The following is a 16,996-nucleotide window of genomic DNA, read 5'->3' on the forward strand; positions in this document are numbered from 1 at the left end:
AAAATAAAATTTAGCTTTGCGATGGATCGGAAATAAAATTTAACCCTACGACGGATATGAAATAAAATTTAGCCGTGTGGCAGGTAAGAAATAAAATTTAACTCCGCAGCGGGCGCGACTTGTCGCAGATACGGCTCGTCACGTAAATTTTACCTGCATCTGCTAATTTTATTAATTTTACCCACGCTTGCCGCTTTTATTAAATTTTGCCCGCTGCCGCTTTCGTTAAATTTAGCTCGCGTCCGAGTTTGCATTCGCTCGCAATTATCAAATTTGCTCGCATTTGCCCGAGCTCGCATCGGCTTGCTCTCGTTAAATTTGATCCGTCCGCGCCGCCGATTAGTTTAAAATTCCAAGCCGCAACGATACGCGCTCGCTACATAAATTTTATCTCGCGCCTGCCGTTTGCGTTAAATTTGGCTCGCGCCTGCTTGGATGTCGCCGCTCGTGCGATCAATAAATTTATATCAATACGGGCGCCAAAATTTTAAGCTATAATGGCGCTAAATTCCACATTAAAGGAGCGAAAATGAGCGAAATTTTAGATCAAACGCTAGAGTGCGCGAAAGAAATTTTAGGCGCCCAGGCGCTGGATCTTAAGATCGAGCGCGCGGTCGTGGGGCTGTTTTTTAGCGGCGTGAAGCTGCAAGGGGGCGCGTGCGGGCTTAGCTATACGCCGCTAAAGTCCCTATCGGGCGCCGTTTGCTGCCCCTCGCAAGCAAGCGTGATGCCCGATTCGGGCAATATCGCAGGCAAGAGCGTGCGCTATCTTCTGCGCGATCTGGGCTCTGCCGCGCCACTTAAAAAGACGCTCGCGCTCGCCGCGCTAAATGCGCTCGGCAGGGCGTGTTTCGATAAAATCCGCGCCGATTACGATGTGAAATTCGGCGCCGATCCCTTTGAGCAGCTGCGGATCGGGCGCGGCAGCTTTAGCGTCGTCGTGGGCGCGCTGGTGCCCTACATCAAGACGCTGATGAAAAATGGCGCGGATTTTAAAATTTTAGAGCTTGACAAAAGCACGCTCAAGCAGGCGGAACTGCCGTTTTACCTGCCTGCAAGCGAGGCCGCAAGCGTCGTGCCGCGCGCAGATAACGTTATAATCACGGCTACGACGCTCATCAACGACACGCTCGATGGGCTTTTGCGCCTGAAAAAAAGCGGCGCCAAGCTCGTGCTCGTGGGGCCAACCACGCCGCTACTGCCGCAGGCGCTGTTTGAGCGCGGCGTGGACTTTGCGGGCGGCACGCTCGTGCGAGATGCGGACGCGGTACTCGATATCATCGCGCAGGCGGGCTCGGGGTATCACTTTTTGGGTAAATTTGCCGATAAAATTACGATTTGCAAGAGCTAGGGCGCGGATTGAAATTTTAAAATTCTGTGCGCAAAGGGCTTAAATTTAAAGGAGAAAAATATGCAAAAGTGCGTCTATATCGTGCACGGCTACGACACTTCGCCTAAGAAGCACTGGTTTGCTTGGCTTAAAAGCGAGATCGAAAAATCGGGCGCGAGGGCGGAAATTTTAACGATGCCTACGCCTGCGCATCCGAGGCTTGATGAGTGGCTGAAAACTCTACGCGAAAGCGTAAAATTTGAAGGCGAAGTTTATCTGGTCGGACACAGCCTCGGATGCCCTACGATCCTAAATTTCTTACAAAGCAGTGCCATGGGCGGCGCAGTAGAGGGCGTCGTGCTGGTCTCGGGGCTTGCAAAACCGCTTAGCGATCCGCAATTTAAAATTTTAGACGAGTTTATGGATAAAGGCTTTGATTTTGAGCGCATAAAAGCCGCCGCAAAACAGCGCGCGGTGGTTGCCGCAAAGGATGATTATATCGTGCCGTTTAGCTTTAGCCGCGAGCTAGCGGGGCAGATCGATGCTAAGTTTTACGAGGTGGAGAAGGGCGGGCATTTTTTGGATAGAGACGGCTTTACGAAGCTCGATCTTGTGTATGAAATTTTAGAAAAAATGATGAAATTAAAAGGCTAGATTTGGGGTAAACGCGCCCGCTATATCGGTATTTACTTCTGCATTTGCCGCTCGCGTTTTCTCTCCTGAAGCTTGGATTTGATTTAAAGAGCGGCAAAAATAAGACCTCTTCGTTAGCTGCAAAGCTCCGAGCTTGCATAGATAAGCCCGCGGTGCAATCGCCGTTTGCGAGGCGAGCTCCGCGCCGTTTTAAAATTTTGTAAACGCCGCAGCGACATAAGCGTGTTCTGCATAAATGTCAAAGCGCGGCGGCTAGCGAGAATTTCATCCGTGGCAAAATTTTGCACTCGACTTGCGCGAGCTAAATCCGTGTTCGAGCCTGCAACGCGTAGAAGATAAAATTTAGCGCCCGCGACGGAGCTTTTGCGACGACGAAATTTTAAAATTTTAAAGCAAGTAGATGAGCTAAATTTTAAATCTCGCCCAGCTTGCGCAGGTTAAATTCCGTGCCCAAGCCCGTGCCGCGCGAGAGATAAAATTTAGCGGGCGCGAAAGGCGCATAGGCCTAGCTTTTCTTTTTGTTAAACGTATGAAATCACAAAAACGATCAGACAAACAGGCGCGAACGCAAATGCAAACACCGCGCTCCAGCCGGCGGCATGCTCGCCCCAAAAATATCCCGCCGCGAGGCATGCCAAAAACCCACCGTAAAAAGCACCGAGCGATAAATTTTCTACCGCAAAAAGCAGTAAACTAAGATTTGGATTTTTTACAAACAGTTTGCTGTGCTTAAAATTTTTATACCTTTTGAGCAGATACCAAAGCGGCGCGCAAGCCAAAATCGCAAATGTCGCCGCAAAAACGGCGATCCTTAGCGCACCCTCAAAAGGCAAAACCGCCAAAATCAAAGCTGCCGCCCACCAATCAAGCAAGAAAACTATCGGAACCGCCAGCAAATATCTCGCCGCTCCGTGAAATTTATACCTTTGTTCCGCGTCATCGGTCTTAAGTCCCTTAAAATTTTTAACGAAATTTATATAAAACTTTTAGCGCATCTCTATATCTCTACCGCCCAAATAGTATTTTTCTAGCGGATAATTTAAATTCCCGCAGTTATCAAATTTAAAACCTTTTCCAATACCGACTACGGCATTTTTTCTCTCTTTATAGTATTCTCTAGTAATGTCAAAATTCGTTATCAAGTCATAAATATACTCGGAATGGTTAAATTGCATATAATTACCGTTAAATATAGCAAATTTATCAAGAAACAAAGTACCTGTGACTTCTTTATCGTCGCCGTTAACCATAACTATCGGTCTGTCAAATCCAACGCTCGTATCTTTCAAATTTATTTTTAGATATTTCTTTGGATCGGTTTTTTTAGCCTTTAGCTCTTTCATCAGTATCTCCTCAGTCGTTTTTCCCTCTTGGTAATATTTTTCTAATACATCAAAACAATTTGATAAGTTTATATTTTCTAGTTCATAGTATGCAACCTCATATCTACTGGACCAAAGACTACCGAAGGTTTTCAACCTATAATTATCAATCATCCAATATAGCTTTACATCATAGTCCAAATATGCCCCTGCTACTCTTTTATACAGCTCTTCCTTCGGCAAAATTCTATTTTCTTTGAGGCAGTATCCTTGCTTGTATTTGTCGTAGTCGGAAAGGGAAACTATCACAAAGCCTCGTGAAGTGGAATAATCGGGAATTATTCGAATAAATATGGCGCAGAGTATTATTATAAGAAGTAGCGTGCCCGCTAGGACTTTAAATTTAATAGACCTGTAGAATTTCATATCAGTCCTTTTCTATCCATCCATTCGTTAGAGGCTAATTCTTTCGGGTCTGGAGGAGTTTGTTTGCCCCACAAATAATAACTCAATATATCGGCGCCGTAATTGCCCTCTAATTCTAATCTCAAATCAGTTTCTTTTTTGCCCATCTCTTATCCTTTTTCGGTTACATTCGTTAAGATAAAATTTCAACCAATCTTATCCGCCGTGAATCCACATATCCAGCTCCTGTTCCGCCGGGGCTTTGATATCAAAATTTATATTTCCGCAATTATCGTATGAGAATTTACGTCGCAGATTTTTCATATGGGTATAAGCCAAGACTTTGTTAAAGTTTTCTAAACTCTCATATCCGCTTTTTATTGCCATTAAATTTTTAATAACATTATATTCAATGTAAAAACTTATATCATCGACATCAACATAATTCACAAAAAATTGATTTTCTTTAATTAAAAATGATTTTTCTAAAAACATTTTTCCGTTATGAAATGGATTTTTCTCTTCGGATAAGATGATAGGCTTTTTAAAGCCTAAAATTTCATCCTTATACACAAAGTATTTGGATAGATCGGAGATATCTATTTGCGTCTTGTCTTTTATCTCATAATCAAAACTCTTTCTGTCGGTATTTTCAACCAAAAAATCAAACCAGTTTTCTTCATTGAAATCGCCGATTAGATAGAGCTTGGAGATGCTCGCCGTATAAAAACTATGGCCGAAATTTTTTATATCGTGCTCATCGATAATGGTATTTCGCAGAACCTCATAGTCGTAATATCTTTTAAAATAATTTATAGCAGCATTTTGAAGTAGCTCTTCGTTGCTTAAAGCTCTATTCTCTTTTAGGCAGTATCCCTTTTGATATTTGTAATAGCTAAAAATAGTAACTACGCAGGAGCCTTGCGAAGCGGAGTAATCCGGCACGATGCGGATAAGCAGGGCGCAGAAAAGTAGTGCCGCGGCTAGGATTTTAAATTTAAGTTTGCGAAATTTCATTACGATCCTTTAGGCGCCGCCCGCAAGGCTAGCACACCTCGCCGCTGCGTTAAATTTATACCTTCGCTCCGCGTTCATTACTCTGACCTTTCTAAATTTGAGATAAATTTTAGCGACACTCAAAGTTTTCTGCCTAGAGCCAAAACCTCTTTGCATCGCTAAATTTCATATCCCGCGCTAGCCAATTTTAAATCGCCGAAACATTTAAATTTTTAGTTCTCGCGGCGCTCAAATTTTACTCGGCGCGGCGCGTAAAATTCAGCGACGTGGCGCCAAAAATTTCAGATAAGCTCTAAAGCCGCGCCTTGGTTTTATGCCCGCAAAATTTAACCGCACCACAAAAAGCTACTTCGCTGCGCAAAATTTAACCGCGCCGCGCCAAAGCTCTTTGCTTCTTCGGCTTGCTTAGCTCGTAGCCGAAGCGGATCTTTTTGCTCTCGCCCGGCTTTAGCTCAAAGTCCCAGCTAAGTAGTCCATCCTTGCCGAGGCTGCTCTGCTCGGGCGAGTTTTTTAGCGCGACCTTTACGTCCTCATGCGTCGAAACGGGCGCTCGCTCTTGCAAAACCACGTTCCACGCGCGCTTGGAGCTATTTTTGATCTCGTAATCCCAAGCCATGGAATTTTTGCTTTCGCCGCCGAAAAATGAGTTTTTTGTGAAGTTGTTTGCCTGCTCTTTTTTGACTTCGATCAGGCTATTTTTACCCAGATACGCTGTAGCCTCGGAGTTTGCGGCAAAGCCTAGATGCACGAGTCCGATCTGCACGCCGTCGAGCTTTATTAGCGTTTCGCTCTCCTCTATGTTTCTTACGGGGCTAAATTTAGCTCGCACGTAGGCCGCCTCGCTGCCGTAGCCGTCGATGAGCAGATCAAATTTCGCATCTAGGCTCTGTTTATCGAAGCTAAACTCGCCCGTCTCGCCCGCTTTTAGGCTTACGCCGCTGATTTTCCACACCTTTGAGAGCGAGCTTTCGATATTCGAGCCCGTCCTTTGATATGACGATCTAGCCTCCGCCGCAGGCGCCCTCTGCATATCCGCCACCTCTAGCATCACATCCTTTTTATAAGCCGCCGCGGGCGCCGGCTTTGCAGGCTCGCCCTCGTACCACGGATAAAACGGCTGCGGCGCGGTCTGCGAGGAGTATTCGTAAGGATACAGCGCGATCGTCAAATTCGCTAGCTCGGCATTTAGCGGATTTTGCACCGAGAGTTTTTGCGCGACCTCTATTTTACCGCTAGTAAGATCTGCGGAGAGCTCGTTGTGCGTGTAGGCGCTAACATCAACGGGGTAGCTTATTTTTACAAAACTCGGATCGCAGCCAAAGTTCGCGTTTAAGCGGCGCTCGTTTTTGATCCGGTATTTTGAAATTTTCTCTTTGAGCTTTCCGATTTGCTCGTCCGTCTTTGAAATTTCGCCCGCTACGAGCAGGACTTCGTCGTAAATTTTCTGCGAATCCGTCTTTAGGCTCGCCAAACTTCTATCTTTTAAGCTCGCAAAATCGCTTAAAAAGCGCTGCTGCGCCTTAAGCGCGACCAGGCGGTCGTTTAGCTCGCGCAGGCTCTTTTCGTCCGCCTCTTTTTTGGCGAATTCCGCGTTTTTCACGGGCTCGCTCTCCTCCAAAGACAATTCGCGCACTTCGCAAGAGCCCACAATCTCGATGCTGCGGATATCCAAGTACTCCGGTACGTTCACGCTGAAGTTTGATTTTTGCGCGCCGAAGTTTTGGTATAAGAAAGCGGAGTTCGCGTAGATCTCAAGGCTATTTTCCTGTGCGCTTAAATTTACGGCAAGCGCCGCAACTGCGCTTAAAAGAACTATTTTTTTCATTTTTGCTCCTTAAAAATTTTACGTAATTGTAACGATAAATTTTGATTTTTATGCTTAAAATTTAGAACGAATTTTAAAATTCCGCCTCCGCCGCCCGCTTTGAAATTTTAAAATTTAGCCGCCGTAAAATCCCCCGCCGCTAGCGCTATATAAACTTTGTTGCTCGCGAAGTAAAACTGATAAAAATGCAGGCGCTAGCCTGCCGTAACTTTAGCGGGGTGTGGGGCAGAGCCCCGCTCGCAGGCTCGGATCTTGTTCGAACCGAGAAGTAAAACCGATAAATTTTAAAATTTTACGTAGTAAAATTTCTGAAACTTTAGGCGAGCGAAGCAATGCGAAGGAAGCGCGGGGCGCTTTCTAGCCTTCGCGAGAAACAGCGAAGCTCTCCGTCGCAGCGGTGGCTTGGCTGTCGCAAGAAGTAAAACAATAAATTTTAAAATTTTGCGCAGCAAAATTTCTGAAACTTTAGGTGGGTCGAGGGAGCGAAGCTCCTCGTCGCAAGGACGAGCTTTGCTCGTCCGCGAAGTAAAGACTAGAATGGATACGTTAAACAGCAGACCCTGCCGACCTTTTCGTTGTAGCTGACGTCGAGCTTCAGATCGTATAGTTTGCTTAAAATTTCGCTCTTTATGATCTGCTCGGCCTTGCCGTATGCGACCTCGCCGCCGCCTTTTACGAGCGCGACGTAACCGCCCAAAAGCAGCGCGAAGTCCGGATTGTGCGTGGCTAAAACGACGGTGTAGCCGTTTTTGAGAAGCTCTTTTGTGGCGCGGAGGAATTTGTATTGGTTGGCAAAGTCTAACGCCGAGGTCGGCTCGTCGAAGATCACGATCTTGGGCTCGCTGCAAAGGGCGCGCGCGATAGACGCCATCTGCCTCTGGCCGCCGCTTAGGCGCGTGATGATCTTGTCTTTTAGGTGCCAAATTTCAAGCATTTTCATGTAGCGCTGCGCGAGTTTGTAGTCGCTTTCGCTCGGCTGCGAAAAGATCCCTATATGCGCCGTGCGCCCCATCAGGACGTATTCAAAGACGCTGTAGTCGTACTCGCAGACCTCGCTTTGCGAGACGTAGCCGATGATCTCGGCGCGCCCTTTGGCGCTAAGGCTCGCCATATCCTTGCCGTCAATTGAAATTTTACCGCGCAGAGGCTCAAGCGTGCCGCTGATTAAATTTAAAAGCGTCGATTTGCCCGCGCCGTTTTGCCCCAAAATCGTCAGCATCGCGCCCGCTTCGAGGTGTAAATTTACGTCGTGTAGCGTCAGAGGGGCGGATTTTACGTAGCCGAAGTCTAAGCTCTCAACTCTAACCATTTAGCTTCCTTTTGTTTTTAAGCAGAATGAATATAAAAAATAGCGTGCCGATAAAGCCCGTAAGCACCCCTAACGGGATCTCGCTTTGATTTATGCTGCGCGCTACGTCATCTACGATTAGCACGAAGATCGCGCTTAAAAATATGCTCGCGGGGATCGCTTTGGTGTTGCTTACGCCCACGATCATGCGCGTTAGATGCGGCATCAAAAGCCCCACCCACGCGACTATGCCGCTGATACACACGCTGCTTGCGGTTAGCAGCGTCGCGCAGACGATGATGATGCCCCGCTCCAGCACGACGTTTACGCCCAGCTTCGCCGCGGTCGCATCGCCCATGGATAGGACGTTTATGCGGTAGCTCATCAGCACCAAGATAGCGATACAAACCCCCATCACGGGCGCTATCATCGCTAGCACGGAGGGATCGACCTTCGCGAGGCTTCCTAACTGCCAATACACGATGTCTGCAAGCTTCGTCTCGGGATCTGCCATAAATTTTAAAAATCCGATCAGCGCGCCCATCAGACCGCTTACGATGATGCCCGCAAGCACGAGCATTATGGTGGCGCTCGAACGCAGCGCGCGCGTGATCAGAAGCGTAATGCAAACCGCCGCGAGCCCGAAAACAAAGGCGAAAAGCTGGATCAAAAGGATATTTAGATCAAGCAGGATCGCGATCGCCGCGCCCACGCAAGCCCCCGCGCTAACGCCTAAGAGATCGGGCGAGACGAGCTGGTTTTTAAAGACGCCCTGATACGCCGTGCCGCTGATGCCCAGCGCTGCGCCCACGAGCACTGCGGCGATGATACGCGGCAAGCGCACCTGCATGACGACATTGTGGACGTTTTGCGCTACTTCGCCGCCGCTAAGCGCTTTTAGCACCTCGGTGATGCTTAGGCCGAAGCGCCCTATACAAAGCGATATCGAGATCGTCGCGATCGTCGCCAGTATCAGCAGCACGAGCATAAATTTAAAATTTTTCATACCTTCCCTTGCTTTAAATTTTATCTTTTGTCTTAAATTTAATCTTTGAAATTTCACCTCGTTGAAACCCGTTTAAAATTCCGCTTTAAATTCCGTCTTCCGGCTCGTAGACGAAAGGCTTGCAGTAAAATTCCTTCGTGATAACTCCAAGATCAATATTTCAGAAAAGATCCGGATGAAAATTTTAGCCGCCTACAAGATTTGTAGTGGCGCCCTCGCGCCCGTGCGGTCTCAGCCGAAAATGATGTTTGTAGGCACAGCACAGACGCGCTTTTGTCGCGCCGCTTCAAGCTGCCAAACGCAGGCTTGACGACAGCGCCTCCGCCTCGCACGACATCTCCTACCGATGATGACACAGAGACTGCAGCGACTTTGATTTATACATCTAAATCCTTAAACAGATGTGGCATTTTAGCACATATCATATTAAATTTTTATGATTTCGGCTTTCATATACGTGAGCGAATCTAATGGCGTGCAGCTCTGTGCAATAAGGCTTTTAGCAAAATTTAGCTTGCGGATTTCAGATGAACGTCTACGAAATTTACGCTGAGATGGAATTTTAAAATTTCATCCTTTTGCGAAAGATAGACGTAAGCCTGATGACGGAATTTTGCCTGGCTAAATTCCGCCGATTTAGCAGCAGACACGGCGTGCGGCGAAATTTTATACAGAGTCTGAAGATTTGATTTAAAATTCCACGAACGGATGCGGTGCGAAAAATTTCTTTTTATTTGACCCCGGTTTTGCTAGCCACTTAGTTGTAGAATTTTAATTGCCGTTTGGCTGAGGGATTTTATTTGTCCGCAAGAGGTTAAATTTTATCATGAAATTTCGCATCGCTTAAAATGCGATGCGAAATGAATCCATCCGTCGCTACTGCCAGCCTAGAGCTTTGCGTTTTAAGCGCATGTCGCTTACCATTTTTAGCGCAAGCGCGACCGGATCGGTATCTACGTGCATCACAGAGCCAAGCGCCCGCCTGGTGCCCTCTTTGAAAAAGTGTATGACGTTTGCAGAGCCGTGGATTTGATACTCGACGCAGTGATATGAGTCGATGCCCATTAGGCGGAATCCGAGCGAGGCATCGACGCCCTTTTCGTTCGCCCACTCGGGAGAGGTGAAGGCAAGCGGCAGCTCGTAGAGATTTTTGCCTAGTACTCCTGCGATACCTGCGAAAATTCCGCTGGAGCGAGTGTTATCGATGCACTCGCCCACGTGCCAAACCGGCGGAAGCTCGTCTTTTTCTAAAAATGCCCGCAGCGACGCGCCTGCTTTTTTATACGCGCTTTTTTGGCAAAAGCCCAGCTTCATTAGCGGGAACGACGCGCAGCCGTTGGTTAGGATTAGGACGTTATTTTCGATTAGGGTTTGTGCGACATCTATGATAGCGCGCTCATAAGGCACTTTAGGATTGGTGCAGCCGACCATATTTACGATGCCTAAAATTTCACCGCTTTTTAGCGCGTGCGCTAACGGCTCCATGCCGCCGTAGTGTTTATGGACGAATTCTACCGAAAAGCCCACTTCGGCCTCAACTTCATACGGCGGGATATATACCGGCAGCCCCTTGCGCTTTTCGTGAGATTGCAATGCGCGATCTAGAATTTTACGCGCTAAATTCCTAGTTTCGGCGATATTGCTGTGGTGATGATCGTAGCCTATATGCTCGGCTCCGGGAAGCCTAGCCGATGAGCTTGTGGTAACGACCTTGGTCTGGAAGCAGTTAGCCACGTCCATGATCGCAGGATAGACATCTTGGACATCGGCGACCCAAAGATCAAGTGCGCCTGTGCCTATGACGAGTTCGGCAGTTACGGCGTTTGAGAGCGGCACGACGCCCCAATTGCGATACATCGCCGATAGTCCAGAACAGCACACGCCGTAAAATGCGATCCCCTGCGCGCCTATTGCGCGAGCCTTGTCTTGGTACTCTTTAGAATTTCCGATCTCCACTATTAGGCTTACCAATGTCGGCAGATGTCCGTGCACGGCGATATTGACCCAGCCTTTTTTGAGCGCGCCCATATTGCTTTTGGAAGTTACGCGATCTCCTACGCCAAATAGCGCATCCGTAGCGATATTAGCAGCTACTACGCCGGTGAAGGTAAAAGCAAGCCCACAGCGCAAAAGATGCTGCATCACGCTGCGCCAGTCTCCATCCGTGCCTACACCCGTTCGGTGATACGCCTCAAAGACTTCGTTATACGCACTAATCGGCAAGATATCCAGCTTGCGCCATACTTCTTGACGCTCCTTGGGCGCGAGCGCAGTGATGGTTTTATACTCGCCGCTACTTTGCGAAAGATCTGTTAAAAGCGTATCGGCAAGCTCGATCGCTACCTCTTTTAACTCTCTGCCTTCAGTTGGAATTCCAAAGGCTTTGGCGGTATTGATGATTTTGTATTCGCCTATTATGGGCAGATCTAGCTTGCCCTGCGCCGCCCATTTTAGCGACAGCAGAAGCTCTCTGGCGTGCGCGCCGTGTTGAGCTACGCCTGCAGCTACTTGACGCAATAGGTTGCGCGATACGATGAGATCGGCGTCTGCACCGCAAGTGCCGCGATCAGCCTTTTTAGTAATTTTGCAAGGCCCCATATTGCAGATCTTACAGCATACTCCGCTAAGCCCATAGCTACACATCGGCATCTGTTTGTCGAAGCGATCAAACGCCGTATCTACGCCGATCTGCTCCATCCTAAGCATCATTTCGCGCACGGCGGGATCGGGGGTTTTCTCAAGTACTTCTTGCTTTGTAGGGAAGGTCTTTTTGTATTCAAGCACCGCCTTCATATAATCCGCCGTAAATTCCGCCTCGTGAAAATGCTCGAAAAGATTGCCCTGCGCGTCTTTATGTGTGTGCGGACTAGCCTTTGCGGGCACTAAAACTTTTGGGATACCGTGCTCGTCAAATCCAATAATCGCGCGATGAGAGTGGGGCTTGTGATCATGGCAATGTTTGTCGTGCTCGTGCGAGCTGATGACGGAATCCTCGTCGCGCTCGTGCGAATACGCCGCAGAATTTGCGCCGTATTCGTGCAAATAAGCTGCGAGGTTTTCTTCTTGATCGTGTGGGTGGGTCGCAAGATCTTCGTCGCGTAGATGCGAGTGGATTGCGGAGTTATCGCTATGCTCGTGCGAGCAAGAGAAATGGTCTTTGCTGCTTGGGCTCTTCGTAGGATTTGAGATGGAATTTATCAAAGAATCGGCCATGGAATTTGTCGTAGAGCCTATCGCGGAATTTTGGGCGTTGCTTGCGCCTTGAGCGCTTGAGTACGCCGCAAAGTTCGTAATTGAAGCAGAGCTTGCGCTATCATCGTAGCCAGACGCGGAATTTCTGGCTTCGCAATCGCACTCGTCGCAGGAATTCTCACCTGCGGCGCGATTTTTAGAAATTTTGTCGCGAGTAAGCGAGGCAGAAGTTATAGAGTTTGCGGCGGAATTTTTAGCAGTGCTTGCACTTTTGTCGAAAACGGACGCGGCGGAGCTTTTGAGCGCGTCTGCGACAGAATTTTCTCCCGTATTCGTAGCGGAATTTTCATCCGTCGCAGCCTTCTTGCGTGAGCCTTTTTGTTTTGAGATTTTGTCGTTTGCCATGGTTGTCTCCTTAAAATTTATTTTAAAAATAAGTGAGAATGCAGCCCTCAATAAATATACTAAAAGACTACACTATTTAATTCTTATAGATAAAATTTAACGTGATTGTATTTTTTAATTGCTTTAAATTCCCTTAATAGCGCACTAAAATAAAAGATAAATTTTTATGAATAAAATATACTAAATAGCTTTATTTAAATTCCGCCGAGCGGCTCGATCATCTTAGATAATCGATTAGCTTGGCGGAGATTTCGCGAAACTGTAAAATTTTATGCCCCTTTTTCTCGCGCATAAAGTCCTGTGCGTCGCGCAATCTCGCAAAAGTGATGAGATCGTCGCCTCTGGCGCTTTGCAGTACGCTGCCGAATACATAAAACGCGTCCTGCGCCCGCAAAATTTCGCCGCTTGCGTAATCGGTGACGTAAAGCTCCGCGCCACCGAAATTTACGTCGGCGGAATTCGCCTCGCGGGGATTTGTGCTAGCGGAATTTGCCTCGCCTAAATTGCCGCTAACTGGATTTTTGCTCGCAGAATTCGCTCCGGCAGAAGCTTCGCTAAAATTTGCGCCCGAACTCCCACTTTCAAAAAAATATGCAAACATCGCCTTGGGCGAAGCAAACGCGAGCGCGCTGCCGTCTTTGAGCCTTGCATAGGCGCGAAATTCAGGGTGCGCGCTAGTATCGATGCCGTATTTGGCGCAGGTAAGATTTACGTCTTTGAGCCACGTAAGATCGCGCACGCTTTTAAAATTCTGCGCCAAATCGGAACCTGTATTATCTGACGCGCTTAAATTCTGCGCCGAGCCGGAGCTCTGAGCCGCGGAATTTTGCATCTCAGCTGCACCGCAAAGCGCTATAAATGCCGCCAAAATGAGTGGAAATTTCATGCCAAATCCTTCGATCTAAAGATAAAATAGCCCAAAACGAGGCTCGCCGCGCCCAGTGCAATCGGGTAGAGCAGCGAAAAGGCGATGAAAAGCCCGCGCCCGAAGTGATCTAGGATAAAATACGCCGTCGTGCCGATGACCGCAAGATCGGGATCAAATAGGCTGATAGCAGCGATTCGGAAGTCCTCCATCGGATTTGCTAGGGCGATCGCAAAGATCAGATTTTCGTTCACTCCCGTTTTTGCGAGCAGTCCGATCAGCACGAGATCCAAAAACGCAAGGCAGAAAAGCCAGACGAAAAACGCGAGCCCAAGCCCCATCTCTTGGCTTTTTGAAACGGCGCAGATCAAAAACGCGATCCCTAAAAACGCCGCGCACAAGCTAAAAAGAAGCCCCGTATAAAGCAGGCAGATCGCCCACGGAATGCCCGTGCCCTTGATCGCACCCCAAACGATCGCCAAAAGCAGCGACAAAAATATCGGCACGAAGACTCCAAATAGCCTTCCCAGCGCCTTGCCGTAGTAATACTGCGCCTGCGAGATCGGAAAGCTTAGCAGGTATTCGAGGATGTTTAGGTCGCGATCGGCTAGGATCGCCTTGCTGGTGGTTACGAGCACGAAGACGGGCAGGATGATGATGCAGATCTGAATAAATAGCAGCAGCAGTCGCGAAAGCCCGCTAAAGCCGAGCACGCGCGAGTCGGTCACCCCCGTGATAAAAAACGCCGCCACGAGCCCGCTAAAGATCAGCAGATAGAGCAAGAACCAGCGCGAGCGGAAGGACTCTTTGATGTCCAAAGCGGCGATGGTGAGTAAATTTTTCATTCTTTTCCTTTATTGCGCCTCGGTGCGCTTTTAAATTTATATTTCTCGCGCGGCTTAAATGCACCGCCCGTCTTTAAATTTTAGCCTCGTTTTGCAGCGCGGATTTACAGCCTTAAATTTTGCCAGCCGAGCTTTAAATAGGCGGCGAAATTTTATCCGCCGCTTGCGACTGCGGCTCGCGCATAAATTTTAAATTTACGGCAGGCTTACGGCGCCTGCGAACAGCGCGCCGTTTGCCGCCCGCTATCCATCATCCGCCGCAGTTTTAAAATTTAGCCGTTTAACGGACCGCTTAAATTTTAGCTTCGTAAAATTTCAAAAACGGGGCGTATCCCGCGGCATAAATTTTAAAATTCTAAAAATCCCGCATCGGCGAATTACGCGCCGGATAAATTTTAAATTTACGGCGAAATTTTAAGCTAGCGCGTCTGCGTAAATTTTAATTCGGCAGAACGAAATCTCGCGCCGTGCGTTAAATTTAGCTACGTTACAAGATAAAATTTTGCAGCCGTTTTTTTAAGCCTGGCTTTGCCTCACGCTGAAACCGCAAGATAAAATTTCGCGGCCGATCCGCCTGCAGCTCGCTTTGCGCCGACGCTGCGAAGTAAAATTTTATCTCATCTATGGCGGCGCGGGCGGCACGCTGAAATTCAGGCTTTAAATTTAGTGCAAAACGAAGCCGCTTAAAATTTCGTCTTAGCCAAAGCGTCCTTAATGCGCGTGCCCTGAATGCATATCGTGCGCAGTGCCGTTGCCCTCGTGCATCTGCCCCATATCGTGCGGCGCGCCTTGAGGGTGCGCCGTGCTGCCCGCATCGCCGCTCATGCCATGATCTGAGCCGTGAGTATGCCCCATATCGCCCATTCCCATGCCGTGCGAGCCGCCGCCCGCTTTAAGCGCCGCGACTACTTGATCGAAGCTGAAGTCTTGCTTGCCCTCTTGCTTGTTTTTAAACGCGCCCCAGCCGAACGACATAGGGGTTTTAAAGCCCTTGTAAAAATGCGCCGTGCGTGCGTCGATAAACTCGCCGTTGCCGCTAGCGTCATTGATGTAAATTTTGGCGTCCTTCAGCCAGTTTAGTTTGTCGTTGGTAACCATAAAATCCACCAAGCAGCCGATGTCGTCAAAGTAGTGGTTTTTGCCGTCCACGCGTACATCGACGCTGAAGCGGTTGTCGCTGATCGCCATCTGGCAGTGCTCGCACACGTCTCTGTCGTAGTGGACGTTGCCGTAGTCTTTCTCGTCGCCGCAGCCTAAAAACGTAAGCGCCGCAAGTGCGCAAAGCATAATTTTAAACATTTTTGTCATCTACGATCCTCCCTAGATCCATTGAAATCATTCTTTTTACCAGTCCTCCCACTTCCTCGAGCCTATGCGAGATAAAGATCAAGCTCTTATCTTTTGCGTGGTTGTGCAAAAGCGTCTTAAAACGCTCGCGCGCGCTCGGATCGAGATTGGCGGTCGGTTCGTCGAAAATCATCGCCTTGCTAGCTCTGCCGAATGCTAGCGCAATTAAAAATTTCTGCTTCATACCGCCGGATAGCTTATGAAAGGGTTTGTTTAAATTTGAACTCAGATCAAGCTCCATTTCGTCGCAAAATTTTACTATATCCGCTCTGCTTGCGTCCGCCGTGCGCTCGGCGAAGTAGATGAGCTCATTTAGACTCAGCTTAAGCGGCGGCGGGGTCTGCGGCACGAAGCTGATACCGCGTAGCGCGCGGCTGCGCTGCTTAAACGAATCAAATCCGTCGATGGCGACGCTGCCGCTTGTGGGTATGTATTCGCCTAAAATCGTCCGCATCAGCGAGCTTTTGCCCGCGCCGTTTTGCCCGACGAAAAGCACTTGCTCGCCGTCCGCGATATCTAGATCGATATCTTTTAAAACGAATTGATCTCCGAATTTCTTGCTTACGTTTTTAATCTCTATCATAGGCTTCCTTAGATCATATCTTTTAGTTTATTGCCGATACCGAGTGCGTCTTGATGACACACGTCGATACAGCGTCCGCACAGCGTGCAGTCGATCCCTTTTAGCATAAATTTGCTCTTATCGCCTAGGTTTTCGGATGCCTTTTTTTTGGTGATGTCTAACACGTGCGAGACGAAGCAGACGTCTTGGCAAACGCCGCAGTGATCGCACCTGCTCTTATCCCAAGTAATCTTGCTAAGGCTTGCTTTCGCCGCAAGCGAATAGGTGCTTCCTAGCGGGCATAGATGAGTGCACCACGCTCGCCTGCTAAAAAATACTTCGAGCAAAAACACAAAAACGATCCAAAGCCCCGCCAGCGAAAAGCCGTAGATGATGAAGCGCGATAAAATTCCAACTACGTTAAAAATTTCAAAAACGAGCAGGTCTGTAATAGCACTTAGCAGCAAAAATACCGCCCAGATCGCATATCGCATACCGCGAGGCAGGGTGCGCTCCTTGATGACGTGCTTGGCAATTAGCGTATTATGCAGCTTCTCGCCGATCTCGCTAAGCGCTCCGTAAGGGCAGATCCACGAGCAAAACGCCTTGCCGCCCGCGATGAAATAAAACAGCAAGATCGTGCCCGAGCCTATGAGTAGATTTATCGGCAGATCCTTGTGTGCGGCGATCACCTCAAGAGTCGCGAAAGGATCTGATAGATGAAAGCCAAGTATCCGCGAGCCGCTGATGTCGCCTTCTAAAATTTGAATATCCGCGCGAAAGGAAAGCACGAAAAGTAGATGTACCAAAAATACCGTAGCGTAGCGCAGAGCCCGAATGCTGGGGCGCCATTTGCCGCTTTTATTTCTAAGCGCGAAGGTCGAGAAAAAGCTCGTATTTTTGATCGTGCATCGCGAATTATATTTATCCAAG

16 protein-coding genes are annotated in these 16,996 nt (G+C 48.2%); 2 read left to right on the top strand and 14 right to left on the bottom strand.

Going from position 1 to position 16,996, the window contains the following annotated elements; translation table 11 throughout:
* The first annotated feature begins 529 nt into the window (after nt 1-529).
* Together Q0413_RS00300 and Q0413_RS00305 are read left to right on the top strand one after the other, a co-directional pair.
* The gene (locus tag Q0413_RS00300; protein ID WP_298986113.1) at nt 530-1,351 is read left to right on the top strand and encodes a DUF364 domain-containing protein; all 822 of its coding nucleotides are present in this window, start codon (nt 530-532) and stop codon (nt 1,349-1,351) included.
* 60 nt (nt 1,352-1,411) lie between these two features.
* Complete coding sequence (locus Q0413_RS00305) at nt 1,412-1,984, top strand: alpha/beta hydrolase (RefSeq protein WP_298986114.1); 573 nt, start codon at nt 1,412-1,414, stop codon at nt 1,982-1,984.
* A 521-nt stretch (nt 1,985-2,505) separates the two neighbouring features.
* Here Q0413_RS00305 and Q0413_RS00310 read toward each other — a convergent pair.
* The 14 genes from Q0413_RS00310 to Q0413_RS00375 all read right to left on the bottom strand — a co-directional run bounded on the left by Q0413_RS00310 (nt 2,506) and on the right by Q0413_RS00375 (nt 16,995).
* Nucleotides 2,506-2,880 (bottom strand): hypothetical protein, encoded by a 375-nt coding sequence (locus Q0413_RS00310; protein ID WP_298986116.1) that lies wholly within the window; start codon nt 2,878-2,880, stop codon nt 2,506-2,508.
* Nucleotides 2,881-2,970: 90 nt separating this feature from the next.
* Nucleotides 2,971-3,732, bottom strand: coding sequence for a hypothetical protein (locus Q0413_RS00315; protein ID WP_298986119.1), 762 nt, complete (start codon nt 3,730-3,732; stop codon nt 2,971-2,973).
* Entirely contained in the window at nt 3,729-3,878 is a 150-nt protein-coding gene (locus tag Q0413_RS00320; protein WP_298986121.1) for a hypothetical protein, read from the bottom strand. The genes Q0413_RS00315 and Q0413_RS00320 overlap by 4 nt, the downstream gene beginning before the upstream one ends.
* Before the next feature lie 49 nt (nt 3,879-3,927).
* A complete protein-coding gene (locus tag Q0413_RS00325; protein WP_298986122.1) occupies nt 3,928-4,728 on the bottom strand; it encodes a hypothetical protein in 801 nt (266 codons plus the stop codon).
* A gap of 364 nt (nt 4,729-5,092) precedes the next feature.
* Nucleotides 5,093-6,553, bottom strand: a complete 1,461-nt coding sequence (locus Q0413_RS00330; protein ID WP_298986124.1) for a DUF4139 domain-containing protein — start codon at nt 6,551-6,553, stop codon at nt 5,093-5,095.
* Nucleotides 6,554-7,085: 532 nt separating this feature from the next.
* Complete coding sequence (locus Q0413_RS00335) at nt 7,086-7,862, bottom strand: ABC transporter ATP-binding protein (protein ID WP_298986126.1); 777 nt, start codon at nt 7,860-7,862, stop codon at nt 7,086-7,088.
* Nucleotides 7,855-8,847, bottom strand: coding sequence for an iron ABC transporter permease (locus Q0413_RS00340; protein WP_298986129.1), 993 nt, complete (start codon nt 8,845-8,847; stop codon nt 7,855-7,857). Before Q0413_RS00340 ends, Q0413_RS00335 begins: the two co-directional genes overlap by 8 nt.
* 509 nt (nt 8,848-9,356) lie before the next feature.
* Nucleotides 9,357-9,497, bottom strand: a complete 141-nt coding sequence (locus Q0413_RS00345; RefSeq protein WP_298986131.1) for a hypothetical protein — start codon at nt 9,495-9,497, stop codon at nt 9,357-9,359.
* A gap of 226 nt (nt 9,498-9,723) precedes the next feature.
* Entirely contained in the window at nt 9,724-12,444 is a 2,721-nt protein-coding gene (locus Q0413_RS00350; RefSeq protein WP_298986134.1) for a carbon monoxide dehydrogenase, read from the bottom strand.
* A 217-nt stretch (nt 12,445-12,661) separates the two neighbouring features.
* Nucleotides 12,662-13,330, bottom strand: coding sequence for a nitrous oxide reductase accessory protein NosL (locus tag Q0413_RS00355; protein ID WP_298986137.1), 669 nt, complete (start codon nt 13,328-13,330; stop codon nt 12,662-12,664).
* Complete coding sequence (locus Q0413_RS00360; protein WP_291940222.1) at nt 13,327-14,154, bottom strand: ABC transporter permease subunit; 828 nt, start codon at nt 14,152-14,154, stop codon at nt 13,327-13,329. The genes Q0413_RS00355 and Q0413_RS00360 overlap by 4 nt, the downstream gene beginning before the upstream one ends.
* Nucleotides 14,155-14,865: 711 nt before the next feature.
* Complete coding sequence (locus Q0413_RS00365; protein WP_298986140.1) at nt 14,866-15,462, bottom strand: hypothetical protein; 597 nt, start codon at nt 15,460-15,462, stop codon at nt 14,866-14,868.
* A complete protein-coding gene (locus Q0413_RS00370; RefSeq protein WP_298986142.1) occupies nt 15,446-16,084 on the bottom strand; it encodes an ABC transporter ATP-binding protein in 639 nt (212 codons plus the stop codon). The genes Q0413_RS00365 and Q0413_RS00370 overlap by 17 nt, the downstream gene beginning before the upstream one ends.
* An 8-nt stretch (nt 16,085-16,092) precedes the next feature.
* Entirely contained in the window at nt 16,093-16,995 is a 903-nt protein-coding gene (locus Q0413_RS00375; protein ID WP_298986145.1) for a NapH/MauN family ferredoxin-type protein, read from the bottom strand.
* Nucleotide 16,996: the final 1 nt, after the last annotated feature.

This window comes from uncultured Campylobacter sp., assembly GCF_938045465.1.
Taxonomy (GTDB): Bacteria; Campylobacterota; Campylobacteria; order Campylobacterales; family Campylobacteraceae; genus Campylobacter_B.

Bases quoted from the DNA above. Each gene is read 5' to 3' on its own strand.
- Q0413_RS00320 (WP_298986121.1), bottom strand. From the start codon at position 3,878: ATGGGCAAAAAAGAAACTGATTTGAGATTAGAATTAGAGGGCAATTAC.
- Q0413_RS00325 (WP_298986122.1), bottom strand. From the start codon at position 4,728: ATGAAATTTCGCAAACTTAAATTTAAAATCCTAGCCGCGGCACTACTT.
- Q0413_RS00315 (WP_298986119.1), bottom strand. From the start codon at position 3,732: ATGAAATTCTACAGGTCTATTAAATTTAAAGTCCTAGCGGGCACGCTA.
- Q0413_RS00370 (WP_298986142.1), bottom strand. From the start codon at position 16,084: ATGATAGAGATTAAAAACGTAAGCAAGAAATTCGGAGATCAATTCGTT.
- Q0413_RS00300 (WP_298986113.1), top strand. From the start codon at position 530: ATGAGCGAAATTTTAGATCAAACGCTAGAGTGCGCGAAAGAAATTTTA.
- Q0413_RS00330 (WP_298986124.1), bottom strand. From the start codon at position 6,553: ATGAAAAAAATAGTTCTTTTAAGCGCAGTTGCGGCGCTTGCCGTAAAT.
- Q0413_RS00360 (WP_291940222.1), bottom strand. From the start codon at position 14,154: ATGAAAAATTTACTCACCATCGCCGCTTTGGACATCAAAGAGTCCTTC.
- Q0413_RS00350 (WP_298986134.1), bottom strand. From the start codon at position 12,444: ATGGCAAACGACAAAATCTCAAAACAAAAAGGCTCACGCAAGAAGGCT.
- Q0413_RS00340 (WP_298986129.1), bottom strand. From the start codon at position 8,847: ATGAAAAATTTTAAATTTATGCTCGTGCTGCTGATACTGGCGACGATC.
- Q0413_RS00335 (WP_298986126.1), bottom strand. From the start codon at position 7,862: ATGGTTAGAGTTGAGAGCTTAGACTTCGGCTACGTAAAATCCGCCCCT.
- Q0413_RS00365 (WP_298986140.1), bottom strand. From the start codon at position 15,462: ATGACAAAAATGTTTAAAATTATGCTTTGCGCACTTGCGGCGCTTACG.
- Q0413_RS00355 (WP_298986137.1), bottom strand. From the start codon at position 13,330: ATGAAATTTCCACTCATTTTGGCGGCATTTATAGCGCTTTGCGGTGCA.
- Q0413_RS00305 (WP_298986114.1), top strand. From the start codon at position 1,412: ATGCAAAAGTGCGTCTATATCGTGCACGGCTACGACACTTCGCCTAAG.